Origin of the sequence: Streptomyces sp. KLMMK (genome assembly GCF_036961605.1) — a bacterium.
GTDB classification, from domain to species: domain Bacteria; phylum Actinomycetota; class Actinomycetes; order Streptomycetales; family Streptomycetaceae; genus Streptomyces; species Streptomyces telluris.
In genome coordinates this window covers 24444-38526 of the sequence record NZ_JBAMDC010000034.1, presented here as the reverse complement: position 1 = coordinate 38526, position 14083 = coordinate 24444, and the positions used below count along the sequence as shown (strand labels likewise).

Here is a 14083-nt window from a genome sequence, read left to right as displayed (position 1 = left end):
CCCGGCCCGACGGGGACCGCCGCGCCGCCACGCGTGGCAGCCGCCGCCCAGGACCCGGCGTACGTCATCCACACCTCAGGCTCCACCGGCACCCCCAAGGGCGTCGAGACCTGCCGGGGCGGCGTCGCCGCCCTCGTCGCCGGCCTGGAGCGGCGGGGCGTGTACGCGGACGGCCACCGGGTCGTCGCCTGGAACGCGAGCATGTCCTTCGACGCCTCCGTCCAGCAGTGGGTCCGCGTGTGCCGGGGTGACACCCTGGTCGTCCTCGACGACGGGGACCGCACCGACCCCCACCGGCTGGCCGCGCTCCTCGCCGAGCACGGGGTGACCGACCTGGACTTCACCCCCTCCCACTGGGAAGCCCTCGCCCCCCACCTGCTGCCGCAGGCGCCCCCCGAGCGGATGCTGCGCCTCCTCATCGGCGGCGAGCCGGTGCCGCCGCGCATGTGGCGCGAGCTCGCCGACGCGTTCGCCGAGGGCCGGATCGAGGCGTTCAACCTCTACGGGCCCACCGAGACCACCGTCGACGCCACCGCCTGCCGCATCGAGGGCCCGGGCCCGCATCTGGGCAGCCCGCTGCCGCGGGTACGGGCGTACGTCCTCGACGGCGCCCTGCGCCCCGCCCCCGCCGGCACCGCCGGCGAGCTCTACCTGGCGGGGCCCGGCCTGGCCAACGGCTACGCCGGACGGCCCGCGCTCACCGCCGAGCGGTTCGTCGCCGACCCCTTCGCCGCGGACGGCACCCGCATGTACCGCAGCGGCGACGAGGTCCGCCAAGGCGCCGACGGCACCCTGGAGTTCCTCGGCCGCACCGACCGGCAGGTCAAGGTCCGCGGCTTCCGGGTGGAGCTCGGCGAGGTCGAGGCGGTGCTGCGCTCGCACCCCGGCGTCACCGGCGCGGTGGCGACCGTACGCGAAGGGACCGGCCTCCTCGCCCATTACGTGCCGTCCGGCGGCAGCGGCCCCACCCCTGAGGAACTGCGGGCGCACACCGCGGCGGCGCTGCCCGGCTACATGGTCCCGGCCGCCTTCGTCGCCCTGGACGCCCTGCCGATGACCGTCAGCGGCAAGGTCGACGTACGCGCCCTGCCGGCGCCGGAAGCCGTGACGGAACGCCCCGGCCCCGGCCCCGACGGCCCTGACGGCCTCGACGGCGAGATCGAGGAGCTGATCGCCGGAGTGTGGTCCACGGTCCTCGGCCGCGACGACATCCACCCCGACGACGACTTCTTCGCCCTCGGAGGCCACTCCCTGGTGGCGCTGCGCGTCGTCTCCCAGCTCAAGAAACGGATCGGCGTGGTCATGCCGACGAAGGACATCTACCGGCACCCGCGCCTGCGCGACCTCGCCGGGCACGCCGAGTCGCTGCGCGCGGGAGGAACGGCATGAGCACCGCACCGGCCACCACGGTGGTCGCCCTGAAGCGGACCGAGGGCGCGGAGCGGACGCTGGTGTGCCTCGGCTTCTGCGGCGGCGGCACGGCCGCCTACCACGAGTGGGCCGGGGCCGTGCCGGCCGGCACCGACCTCCTCGCCGTCTGCTACCCCGGCCGCGAAGGGCGTTTCGCCGAGGACTTCGCCGACAGCTGGGAGGCCCTCGCCCAGGACGCGGCGGCCGCCGTTCGCGCCGCCACGGCGCCCGGCGTCCCGTACGTCCTCTTCGGGCACAGCATGGGCGGCTGGATGGCCTTCGACGTCACCACCCGGCTGGCCGCGGCGGGCGACCCCCTGCCGGAAACCCTGGTCGTGTCCTCGTGCAACGCCCCCGACCGGGGCCTGACCGCGCGGGACCGGTTCCCGGACCGGCGCGGGACGGACGACGAACTCCTCACCTGGATGAGCACCCACGGGCTGCTGCCCGCGCACGTCCTCGCTGACGAGGACCTGACGGAGATGGCCGTGGAGCTGATGCGCGCCGACATCCGGGTCCGCGACACCTTCACCTACGGCGGGGCGAAGGTCGGCGTCCCCCTCCAGGTCCTCTCCGGTGCCGACGACCCGGTCGTCGGGGACGACACCGGAACCCGCTGGGGTGCCCTCACGACCGCCGCCCACCGGCACGACGTGCTGCCCGGCGGCCACTTCTACACCCCCGAGGTCTGGCGGACCCTCCCGGACCGCATTCAGGCACTCGCGGCTCCGGCAGGCCGGTTCCAGAAAGTGATGTGACATGCCCACGGACCAGCACGGCGGCACCGACCGCCCCGCGCCCCACGAACCCGGCCGCGACCGGGCCGCGACCGGCATCCGCCTCGTCGAGGCGTTCCAGCGTCGGGCCGCGCGCACCCCCCGCGCCACCGCGGTCGTGGCCGGAGGCGTCGAGCTGACCTACGAGGAGCTCAACACCCGGGCCAACCGGCTGGCCCATCTGCTCGTCATGCACGGCGCCGCACCGGAGCGGTTCGTGGCCCTGGCCGTCCCGCGTTCCGTGGACATGGTGGTGGCGCTCCTGGCCGTGCGGAAGACCGGAGCGGCCTACCTCCCGGTCGACCCGGAGCACCCGGCCGCCCGGATCGCCTTCACGCTGGCCGACGTCCGCCCCCACCTGGTGCTGACGACCCGTGCGGCCTCGGGCGCCCTGCCGGCCGCCGAGGACGGGCCGCGCAGGATCGTCCTGGACGAGCCCGAGTGCCGACTCCTGCTCGTGGACTGCCCGGGCTCCGACCCGGCCGAGACCGACCTCCGGTCGCCGTGCGACCCCCGTCACCCCGCGTACGCCGTCCACACCTCGGGCTCCACCGGGCTGCCCAAGGGCGTCGTCGTCCCCGTCTCCGCGCTGGACGCCTTCCTCACCGACATGTCCACCCGCTTCCCCCTGACGCCCGCGGACCGGATGGTCGCGGCGACGACCCTGTCGTTCGACATCGCGGCCCTGGAGATCTTCCTGCCCCTGGTCTCCGGCGCCACCGTGGTGCTGACCGACCGGGACGTGGTGCGCGCCCCGGCGGCGCTCGGCGACCTGGTGGCCTCGGCCGGAGGCACCGTCCTCCAGGCGACCCCGTCGCTGTGGCGGCTCCTGCTCGCCCACGCCCCGCAGGCGCTGCGCGGGCTCCGGATGCTCGTCGGCGGCGAGGCACTGCCGCCCGACCTGGCCGGGACGATGGCCGCAACCGGCAGCGAGGTGACCAACCTGTACGGTCCGACCGAGACGACGATCTGGTCCACCACGGCGCGCCTCGGCAAGCGGCCCGGCACCCCGGCCATCGGCCGTCCGCTGCGCGGCACCCTCGTCCACGTCCTGGACGAGGCCCTGCGCCCCGTCGCTCCCCAGGTCCCCGGCGAGCTCTACATCTCCGGAGCCGGCCTGGCCCGCGGCTATCTGGGCCGGCCCGGGGCGACGGCCGAGCGCTTCGTCGCCGACCCGTTCGGCGCGCCCGGCAGCCGGATGTACCGGACCGGCGACCTCGCGCGCCGGGGGAGGGACGGTGAACTGGAGTATCTGGGGCGCGCCGACCAGCAGGTCAGGGTGCGCGGGCACCGCATCGAACCGGGCGAGATCGAAGCGGTCCTGGCCGGGCACGACCATGTCGCGCAGGCCGCCGTAGCGGTCCGCGAGGACACCCCCGGCGAGCCGCGCCTGGTCGCCTACGTCGTGCCCACCGGGCGGGCCGAGCGCGACGAGGCGAGTGAACTCCGGCAGGTCGAGGAGTGGCTGACCGTCTACGAGGACGTCTACCGCGACGAAGCCACTGCGGGCGAGTTCGGCGAGAACTTCGCCGTACGGACCAGCGTCTACGACGGCACCCCCATCCCGCTGGAGCAGATGCGCGTCTGGCGTGGCCACATCCTGGACCGCGTCCGCTCGCTCGGCCCGCGCCGGGTCCTGGAGCTCGGAGTCGGCAACGGCCTCATCCTGGCCCATCTGGCGCCGCACTGCGAGGCGTACTGGGGCACCGACTTCTCCGTGGAGGTCATCGACGGCCTTCGCGAGGGACTCGCCGGACAGCCGCACCTGACGGGGAAGGTCGAACTGCGGGCCCAGGCCGCCCATGTGGTCGACGGTCTGCCGCAGGACTACTTCGACACCATCATCCTCAACTCGGTTCTCCAGCACTTCCCCAACGCCGACTACCTCGTGGAGGTCATCGAGCGGGCCATGGGGCTGCTCGCCCCCGGAGGCAGGCTCTGCGTCGGGGACGTCCGCAACCTGCGGCTGCACCGCTGCCTCATGACCGCCGTCGAGCTGCACCGCCGTGGCGGTGACACGGATCCGGGAGCGGTCCGCCGCGCGGTCGAACAGGCCCTGGTCATGGAGAAGGAGCTGCTGGTCGACCCCGACTTCTTCGCGGCGTTCGGCGAGGGCTCGGACCAGGTGGCGGCCGTCGACATCCAGCTCAAGCGGGGCCACTACCACAACGAGCTCTCCCGCCACCGCTACGACGTGGTCCTGCACAAGCACCCCCGGGCGCTGCTCGACCCGGCCGTGGAGACCGTGCTGCGCTGGGGCGACGAGCTCACGTCCGTCGCGGAGACGGCCGCGTACCTCGAATCCTGCCGCCCGGCCGCGCTGAGGGTGACCGGGGTGCCGCACCGCGGCCTCGCCGGTGAACTGGCCGCGCTGCGCAGGCTGGACGCCGGCGAGGACTCCGCAGCCGTGCTGGCCGCGCTGCACGGTCAGCGGCCGCTCGACGAGCAGTCCGCCGCCGTGGACGCCGAGGAGCTGTACCGGCTGGGCGAGCGGCTCGGGTACCGGACCGCCGTCACCTGCGGCCCCGCCGTTCACACCGGGGCCATGGAGGCGTTGTTCGTCGACGCGGGCGCCTCGGGCCGCACGGACGCGGTCGCCGATCCGGTGCCCGCCTACCGCCGCACCGCACCGGACGGCGCACCGCTCACGGCCCACACCAACGACCCGGCCGGCTCCCGCCGGGTGGGCTCGCTGGTCTCCGAGCTCCGTGAGCACCTCGCCGAACAGCTGCCGGAACACATGGTCCCCGCCCTCTTCGTACCGCTGGAATCGCTGCCGCTCACCCCGAAGGGGAAGCTCGACCGCAAGGCCCTGTCCGCCCCGGACCTCCGCGCGGGCGCCCCGGGCCGCGGGCCGAGCACTCCGCGGGAGCGGCTGCTGTGCGCGGCCTTCGCCGAGGTGCTCGGCCTCGCCTCGGTCGGCGTCGACGACTCCTTCGTGGAGCTCGGCGGGGACAGCATCATTTCCATCCAACTGGCCGCCAGGGTGCGCGAGGCCGGCCTGGTGATCACCCCTCGGGAGATCTTCCGGCACCGGACGGTCGAGGCCCTCGCCAGGATCGCCGGTTCACCCGGCGCGGAGGACCCCGGACCGGGCGCGGGGGCCCTGCCGGTGACCGGCAAGGACGAGTTCGACGAGATCGTGCGCGGCACCGAAGGGGGCACGTGGGCGTGACGCAGCCGGAGATCGAGGACATCCTGCCGCTGACTCCGCTCCAGGAAGGGCTGTTGTTCCACACCGCGTCCACCGCACCCACCGGAGAAGCCACGGCGGGCGGGGCGACGGAGCAGGCGCTGTGCGCGCTCTTCGCCGAAGTCCTGGAGGTCGGCTCTGCCGGCCCGGACGACGACTTCTTCGCCCTGGGCGGCCACTCCCGCCAAGTGACCAGGCTCATCAGCCGGGTCCGGGCCGAGCTCGGCCCGGACCTGCGCATCCGCCAGGTCTTCCAGCACCCCACCCCCGCCGGCGTCGCCGCCGGCCTGACCGCCGCACCGAAGGCGCGCCCCGTGCTGCGCCGCTCGGCCCACTGATCCGCTGCTCCGCCGAGTGCGCGCGTCCCAAGGAGATCCCTTGTTCCCTGTGTCCTTCGCCCAGCGCCGGCTGTGGTTCCTCAACCGCATGGCCGAGACGGGCGCCGCCTACAACTGCCCGCTGGCGGTCCGCCTGCGCGGCCCGCTGGACCGGGCGGCCCTCGCCGCCGCGCTGGAGGACGTCGCCGGCCGCCACGAACTGCTGCGGACGGTGTTCCCCGAAGCCGACGGCGAGCCCGTACAGCACGTCCTCGACCGGCGACCCCACCTGACGAACGTGGCAACCACCGAAGAGCGGCTGCCCGACGCCCTCGCAGAGGCCGCCGGCCACATCTTCGACCTCACCGTCGAGCTGCCCGTACGTGCCGAGCTCTTCGCCCTGTCGGCCGACGAGCACGTGCTCTCCCTCGTCATCCACCACATCGCCTGCGACGGCTGGTCGTGGGCGCCCCTGCTGGGCGACCTCTCGCGGGCGTACGCGGCACGCAGCACCGGCACCGCCCCGCTGTGGGAGCCGCTGCCTGTCCGCTACGTCGACTACACCCTGTGGCAGCGCGAACTGCTCGGCGCGGAGGACGACCCGGACAGCACGCTCGCGCAGCAGCTCCGCTTCTGGCAGGAAGAACTGGCCGGTGTCCCCGCCGAGCTCTCCCTCCCCTTCGACCGGCCGCGTCCGGCCGTGGCCAGTTACGCGGGCGGTTCGGTCCCGGTGGAACTGGATGCGGCCCTGCACGCCCGCTTGTCGGAACTCGCGCAGTCGAACGGCTGTACGTTGTTCATGGTGTTGCAGGCGGGGCTGGCGGTGTTGTTGTCGCGGCTCGGGGCGGGTACGGACCTTCCGATCGGCACTCCGGTCGCTGGTCGTGCGGATGAGGCCCTGGATGATCTGGTGGGTTTCTTCGTCAACACCCTGGTCCTGCGGACGGACGTCTCCGGTGACCCCAGCTTCGTAGACCTCCTCGCCCGGGTGCGGGAGGCGGACCTGGCGGCGTACGAGCACCAGGACGTGCCCTTCGAGCGTGTCGTGGAAGCCCTCAACCCCGACCGCTCCCTCGCCCGCCACCCCCTCTTCCAAGTCATGATGACGCTGGAGAACGGCTCCGGCACGGCCCTGAGCCTGCCCGGCGTCGCAGTCGAGGAGCAGCCGGTCGGCTGGGACATCGCCAAGTTCGACCTGACCGCCGACTTCCAGGAACGGCGGGACGCCGAGGGCAGGCCGGCCGGGATCAGCGGCTGGCTCGAGTACGCGACGGACCTCTTCGACCCGGAGACCGCCGTCAGCATGGCCGCGAGCCTCACCCGGGTGCTGCGGCAGCTGGCGGCCGACCCCCGCCGCCCGGTGGGCGAGGCGGAGCCGATGTCCGACGAGGACCGCGAGCGGGTCCTGACGGGCTGGAACGACACTGCCCGGCCCGCCCCCGAGGCGATGCTCCCGCAGCTGTTCGAGGACCGGGCCGCGCGGACACCGGAGGCGACGGCGGTGGTGCACGGCGACACCGCACTGACCTTCGCCGAGCTCAACGCCCGCGCCAACCGCCTGGCCCACGCCCTGGTCGAGCGCGGCGCGGGTCCCGAGACCGTCGTGGCCCTGGCGCTGCCCAGATCCGAGGCGTCGGTGGTGGCACTCCTCGCGGTGCTCAAGGCCGGTGCCGCGTTCGTCCCCGTCGACCTGGAGTACCCGGCCGAGCGCATCGCCCTCCTGCTGGAGGACGCGGCCCCCGCGCTCGTCGTCACCGACTCCGCCACCGCCGGCACTCTGCCGGCGGCGGAAGGCACCCACCCGGTCCTGGTCGACGACCCGGCAACAGCCCGGTTCCCGCACGGCAACCCCGGGCGCGAGGTGCGGCCCGGCAACGCCGCGTACATCATCCACACCTCCGGTTCCACCGGCCGGCCCAAGGGCGTCGTCACCGACCACGCAGGGCTGCGCAACCTCTACGCCCACCACCGCGCAGGCGTCATCGCCCGCGCCGAGGAGACCCACGGGCCCCGGCCCCTGCGGGTGGCGCTCACGGCTTCGCTGTCCTTCGACACGTCCTGGGAAGGGCTGCTGTGGATGGTCGCCGGGCATGAGCTGCACGTCATCGGTGACGACATGCGCCGCGACGCGGGCGCCATGACCCGCCACATCGCCGCCGCCGGCATCGAGGTGCTCGATGTCACGCCGACCTACGCGGAACAGCTCGTCGAGGAGGGCCTGCTGGCCGACCCCCGGCACCGCCCCAAGGTGTTCCTGCTCGGCGGTGAGGCCGCAGGAGCCGCCCTGTGGACGCGGGTCCGGGAAGCCGACGGCATGCTCTGCTACAACCTCTACGGTCCGACCGAGTGCTCGGTCGACGCCCTGTGGTGGGACGCGGCCCGCAGCGAACGCCCCCTGGTCGGCCTGCCCCTCGACAACACCCGCGTCTACGTCCTCGACCGCATGCTGCGGCCTGTAGCGCCGGGCGTCGCGGGCGAGTTGTACATCGCGGGCGTGAGCCTGGCCCGCGGCTACCTGGGCCGGCCCGCCCTGACGGCGGAGCGGTTCGTGGCCTGCCCGTTCGCGGCGGGGGAGCGGATGTACCGTACGGGCGACCTCGTCCGCCGGCGGCGCGACGGCGCCCTGGAGTTCCTCGGGCGTGCCGACGACCAGGTGAAGATCCGTGGGTTCCGTGTGGAGCCGGGGGAGATCGAGACGGCGCTGGCCCGGCTGCCGGACGTGGCGCAGGCGGCGGTGACGGTCCGCGACGACGGCCCCGGCGGGAAGCGGCTGGTGGCGTACGCCGTGCCGGCGGCCGGTCGCACGGTCGAGGCTGCCGGACTGCGCCGGGAGCTGGCGGCGACGCTGCCCGACCACATGGTGCCGTCGGCGTTCGTGGTGCTGGACTCGCTCCCGGTGACACCGAACGGGAAGCTGGACCGCAAGGCACTGCCGCGCCCCGACTACGCGGCGGGGGCGGGCTCCCGTGCACCGCGCACGCCGCGCGAGGACATTCTGGCGGGCCTGTTCGCCGAGGTCCTGGGCCTGCCCGAAGTGGGCGTCGACGACAACTTCTTCGACCTCGGCGGGCATTCGCTCCTCGCTACCCGGCTGATCTCCCGCGCCCGGACCGGCCTCGGCGTGGAGCTCGGCATCCGCGACCTCTTCCGGACCCCCACCGTCGCGGGCCTGGCGGCCGGTCTGGATCGCTTCGGCCCGGCCCGGCCGCCGTTGCGGGCCGTGGACCGTCCGGGTGTGCTGCCGTTGTCGTTCGCCCAGCGGCGCCTGTGGTTCCTGAGCCGTACGGGGCAGGGGGCCAACTACAACTGCCCGTTCACCCTGCGGCTGCGCGGACCGCTGGACCGGGCGGCCCTCGCCGCAGCCCTGGCGGATGTCACCGGTCGTCACGAGGCCCTGCGCACGGTGTTCCCCGAAGTCGACGGCGAGCCCTGCCAGCAGGTGCTCGCGGCGACGACCGCCGCCGTGGAGCCGGATGTCGTGGACTGCGGGCCGGCCGGCCCGGGCGAGGCTCTGGAGCGTCTGGTGGCGGAGGAGTTCGACCTCGCCCAGCGGCCTCCGGTGCGGGCGACGCTCTTCGCGCTGGGCGAGGACGAGCACGTGCTGGCCCTGGTGGTCCACCACATCGCGCTCGACGGCTGGTCGTGGGGACCGCTCTTCCGCGACCTGGCGCAGGCGTATGCGGCCCGCACGCAGGGGAGGGCTCCGGGGTGGGAGCCGCTGCCGGTGCAGTACGCGGACTACACCCTCTGGCAGCGGGAGCTGCTGGGGAAGGAGAACGACCCGGACAGCGTCGCGTCCCGGCAGCTGGAATTCTGGCGGAAGCACCTCGCCGGCATCCCTTCCGAGCTGGCTCTTCCCTACGACCGGCCGCGTCCGGCGGTGGCGGGTCACGCGGGTGGTTGGGTTCCGGTGGAGCTGGACGCCGCGCTGCACGCCAGGCTGCTGGAGCTGGCGCGGACGAGCGGCTGTACGTTGTTCATGGTGTTGCAGGCGGGGCTGGCGGTGTTGTTGTCGCGGCTCGGGGCGGGTACGGACCTTCCGATCGGCACTCCGGTCGCTGGTCGTGCGGATGAGGCCCTGGATGATCTGGTGGGTTTCTTCGTCAACACCCTGGTCCTGCGGACGGACGTCTCCGGTGACCCCAGCTTCGTAGACCTCCTCGCCCGGGTGCGGGAGGCGGACCTGGCGGCGTACGAGCACCAGGACGTGCCCTTCGAACGCATCGTCGAGGCCCTCAACCCCGACCGCTCCCTCGCCCGCCACCCCCTCTTCCAGGTCATGTTCCAGCTGCAGGAAACCACCGACGACACCCTGTCCCTCACCGGCCTCGACGTCCGTGACGAGCCGCTCCGCTTCGACGTGGCGCAGTTCGACCTGACCGTCGACGTCCAGGAGCGGCGGGACGCCGAATTCGGCCCGGCCGGGATCAGCGGTTCCCTCCACTTCGCGGCGGACCTCTTCGACCCGCAGACGGCGGCCGGCATCGCCGCCGCCCTCGCACGGGTGCTGGGCGGACTCGCCGCCGACCCGGCCCGGCCGGTGAGCGCGGCGGACCCGCTCTCGCCCGAGGAGCGGGACCGGATGCTGGTGCAGTGGAACGACACCGGGCTGCCTGCACCCCGTGCGACCCTGCCGGAGCTGTTCGAGGCCCAGGCGGCGCGCACGCCGCAGGCCACGGCCGTGGTGCACGAGGACTCGGCGCTGACCTTCAGCGAGCTCAACGCCAGGGCGAACCGGCTGGCCCGCCGCATGGTACGGGCCGGTGCGGGGCCCGAGCGGGTGGTGGCGGTGGCGCTGCCCAGGTCCGAGGAGTCGGTGGTGGCGCTGCTCGCCGTCCTCAAGTCCGGCGCCGCCTGCATGCCTGTCGACACGGGCTACCCGGCGGAACGCATCGCCCTGCTGCTGGAGGACGCCGCCCCCGCGCTCGTCGTCACGGACACGGTGACGGTGGACCGGCTGCCGCTCGGCAACACCCCTCGGCTGCTGGCCGACGCCCCCGCCCCCGCCACCGAGTCCGCGGAAAACCTCGGGCGCGAGGTGCGGCCCTCCAACGCCGCGTACGTCATCCACACCTCAGGTTCCACCGGCCGGCCCAAGGGCGTCGTCACCGACCACGCCGGGCTGCGCAACCTCTACGCCCACCACCGCGCCGGCGTCATGACCCGCGCCGAGGAGGCGTACGGGGCCCGGCCCATGCGCGTGGCCCTGCTGGCCTCGCTGTCCTTCGACGCCATCTGGAACGATCTGCTGTGGATGGTCGCCGGCCATGAACTGCACGTCATCGGCGAGGACGTCCGCCGTGACGCGGGCGCCCTGGTGCGCTACATCGCCGACGCCCACATCGACGTCGTCGGCCTCACGCCCACCCACGCCGAAGCGCTCTTCGAGGAGGGCCTGACGGACCATCCCCCGCGGGTGTTCCAGATCGGCGGCGAGGCCGCCGGCTCCGCCCTGTGGCAGCGGCTGCGGCAGGTGGACGGCACGCTCTCCTTCAACTTCTACGGTCCGACCGAGTGCACGGTCTACGTCCTGTGGTGGGACCTGGCGGACAGCACTCGCCCCCTGGTGGGCCGCCCGGTCGCCAACGCACGGGCGTACGTCCTGGACGCGGCGCTGCGACCCGTGCCGCCCGGAGTCGCGGGCGAGCTGTACATCGCGGGTGCGGGGCTGGCCCGCGGCTACCTGAACCGGCCGGCTCTGACGGCGGAGCGGTTCGTGGCGTGTCCGTTCGCGGACGGGGAGCGGATGTACCGTACGGGCGATCTGGTGCGGTGGGACCGCGACGGCGTCGTGGAGTTCCTCGGCCGGGCGGACGAGCAGGTGAAGATCCGGGGCTTCCGCATCGAACCGGGTGAGATCGAGGCCGCCCTGGCCCGGATCCCGGACGTGGCCGGAGCCGCGGTGAGCGTCCGCGAGGACGGCCCCGGCGGCAAGCGGCTCGTCGCCCACGTCGTGCCCACGGCCGGCCGCACGCTCGAGCCGGCCGCCCTGCGCCGTGAGCTGGCGTCGCTGCTGCCGGAGCACATGGTGCCGTCGGCGTTCTCCGTACTGGAGGCCTTTCCGCTGACACCGAACGGCAAGCTGGACCGGGCCGCGCTGCCCCGCACCGACCACGCGGCGGGAGCGGGCTCCCGTGCACCCCGCACCCCCGGGGAAGCGACGCTCGCGGGCCTGTTCGCCGAGGTTCTGGGCCTGCCCGAAGTCGGCGTCGACGACAACTTCTTCGCCCTCGGCGGACACTCGCTCCTCGCGACCCGGCTGATCTCCCGCGCCCGCACCGTACTCGGGACCGGGCTCGGCGTCCTGGATCTGTTCCACGCGCCCACCGCGGCCGGGCTGGCCGCGCGACTCGCCGCGGACGACGCGCACGACCCGCTCACGCCCCTGATCCCCCTCCGGGCCGGCGGCGCGAGGCCCCCGCTGTTCTGCGTGCACCCCGGCGCCGGGATCGGCTGGGTGTACTCGGGGCTGCCCGGGCACCTCGGCCCCGGCCGGCCGGTGTACGCCCTCCAGGCACGGGCGTTGCGCGATCCGGCCGCCCGGCCCGCGAGCGTCGAAGCCATGGCGGAGGACTACGCCGACCTGATCCGTACCGTCCAGCCGGCCGGCCCGTACCACCTCCTCGGCTGGTCGTTCGGCGCGGTCGTCGCGCACGCCGTGGCGGTCCACCTCCAGGCACAGGGAGCGGAGGTCGCCGAACTGGTGATGCTCGACGGCTACCCCGTCGAGGACGGCGTGGAGGAATGCCCCCAAGGGGACGCACTGGCCGAACTCCTCGCCTCCCTGGGATGCGCGGTGGCGGACACCCCGGTCGACGAAGCCGGGTTCGCCCGGCTGGCGGGCGCCCCGGACGGGCCGCTGGCCGGCCTCGGGACGGACGTGATCGCGGCCGTCGGCGAGGCGTTCGTCCACCACGGCACGCTCGCGGACCACCACCGTCCCGGCCGCTTCCACGGCGACGTCACCTTCTTCACCGCGGCACTCGACGCGGAATCCGACACCGACACCGACGCCGACGGCCCCGAGTCGTGGCGGCCCTACGTGACGGGCCGCATCGACCGGCACGACCTCGCCTGCACCCACGGCGACATGATGGCGGAGCAGCCGCTCGCGCGGATCGGCGCGGTCCTCCGGGACAGGCCCGTCCGGTGAAGGGATCCCTGCGACACCGTGACTTCCGGCTGCTGTGGGCGGGGGAGTCGATCAGCCAGGCCGGCAGTGCGGCGACGCGCGTGATGCTGCCGCTGATCGCCGTGGGCACCCTGCACGCGAGCTCGATGACCATGAGCGTGCTGAACGCCGCCGCATGGCTGCCCTGGCTGCTGATCGGCCTGCCCGCCGGGGCCTGGGTCGACCGCATGCGCCGCCGCCCCGTGATGATCGTGTGCAACGCCGTCTCGGGGGCGCTGCTCCTCTCCGTGGCGGCGGCCGCCTGGCTGGACGCCCTCTCCGTCGGCCAACTGCTCCTGGCGGCCGCCCTGTCCGGCACCGCCGACGTCTTCTTCCGCGCGGCCTACAGCGCCTACGTCCCGGCCCTGCTGCCGCGCGAGGACCTCGCGGACGGCAACGCCAAGCTCGAAACCAGCGAATCGGCCGCCGACGTCGTCGCGCCGAGCGCGGGTGGCGCGCTCGTCCAGGCGGGGGGAGCGGTCTTCGGATTCCTCGCGGACGGGCTGAGCTTCCTCGCGTCGGCGCTCCTGCTGACGCGGATCCGGGCGCAGGAGGGCCAGCCGGGCGGCGAGCGGCGCAGGGCCCCCGCCCTCCTCCCGGAGATCCGCGAAGGCTTCGCCTTCCTGGCCCGGGACCCCTTCCTGCGGACGATCCTGCTGTGCGACGCGGGCATGAACCTCTTCCTCGCGGGCACCCAGGCGCTGGCGATCGTGTTCCTGAGCCGCACGGTCGGCGTCGACGGCGGCACCATCGGCGTGCTGATCGCCCTCGTCGGCCTCGGCGGGGTGCTGGGGGCCGTGGTCTCGCCGCTGCTGGCCCGCACGTTCGGCACCGCCCGGGCCGTGCTGCTGTGCGCCTTCTGCGGCGGCCCGTTCGGGCTGCTGGTCCCGCTCACCACCGACGGCGCGGGGCTGGCGGCCTTCCTCGTCGGGGACTTCTGCCTCAGCGCGAGCATCGTCGCCGGAAACGTGATCATCGTCAGCTTCCGGCAGGCGTACTGCCCGCCCGGGATGCTCGGCCGGATCAGCTCCAGCATCCGCTTCGTCATGTACGGAACGGTCCCGGTCGGCAGCCTCCTGGGCGGCGCCCTCGCCACCGTCCTCGGCGACCGCGGCGCCCTGTGGATCCTCTACGCGGGCAACGCCCTGTGCGCCCTGCTCCTCCTCCCCGGGCCGGTCCGCAACCGCAAGGAGCTGCCGGTGGGGTGAATGCCCCC

General features: G+C 74.1%; 5 protein-coding genes and 1 pseudogene. All 6 read left to right on the top strand.

Annotated elements, in window-relative coordinates; all coding sequences use genetic code 11:
- The coding region (locus V7793_RS09495; protein WP_336004273.1) for a non-ribosomal peptide synthetase at nucleotides 1-1389 on the top strand (1389 nt) is incomplete at its 5' end.
- Nucleotides 1386-2168 carry a thioesterase II family protein gene (locus tag V7793_RS09490; RefSeq protein WP_336004270.1) on the top strand — a complete coding sequence of 261 codons (783 nt, stop codon included), beginning with the start codon at nucleotides 1386-1388 and terminating at the stop codon, nucleotides 2166-2168. The genes V7793_RS09495 and V7793_RS09490, both read left to right, overlap by 4 nt.
- A 1-nt stretch (nucleotide 2169) precedes the next feature.
- A complete protein-coding gene (locus tag V7793_RS09485) occupies nucleotides 2170-5361 on the top strand; it encodes an amino acid adenylation domain-containing protein (RefSeq protein ID WP_336004267.1) in 3192 nt (1063 codons plus the stop codon).
- Nucleotides 5358-5717: a phosphopantetheine-binding protein gene (locus tag V7793_RS09480; RefSeq protein ID WP_336004265.1), complete on the top strand. Its 360-nt coding sequence runs from the start codon at nucleotides 5358-5360 to the stop codon at nucleotides 5715-5717. Before V7793_RS09485 ends, V7793_RS09480 begins: the two co-directional genes overlap by 4 nt.
- A gap of 40 nt (nucleotides 5718-5757) precedes the next feature.
- Nucleotides 5758-12849: pseudogene (locus V7793_RS09475) on the top strand (amino acid adenylation domain-containing protein); the annotation flags it as partial.
- Entirely contained in the window at nucleotides 12846-14075 is a 1230-nt protein-coding gene (locus tag V7793_RS09470) for an MFS transporter (RefSeq protein ID WP_336004263.1), read from the top strand. The pseudogene V7793_RS09475 and the gene V7793_RS09470, both read left to right, overlap by 4 nt.
- The last annotated feature ends 8 nt before the right edge of the window (nucleotides 14076-14083 follow it).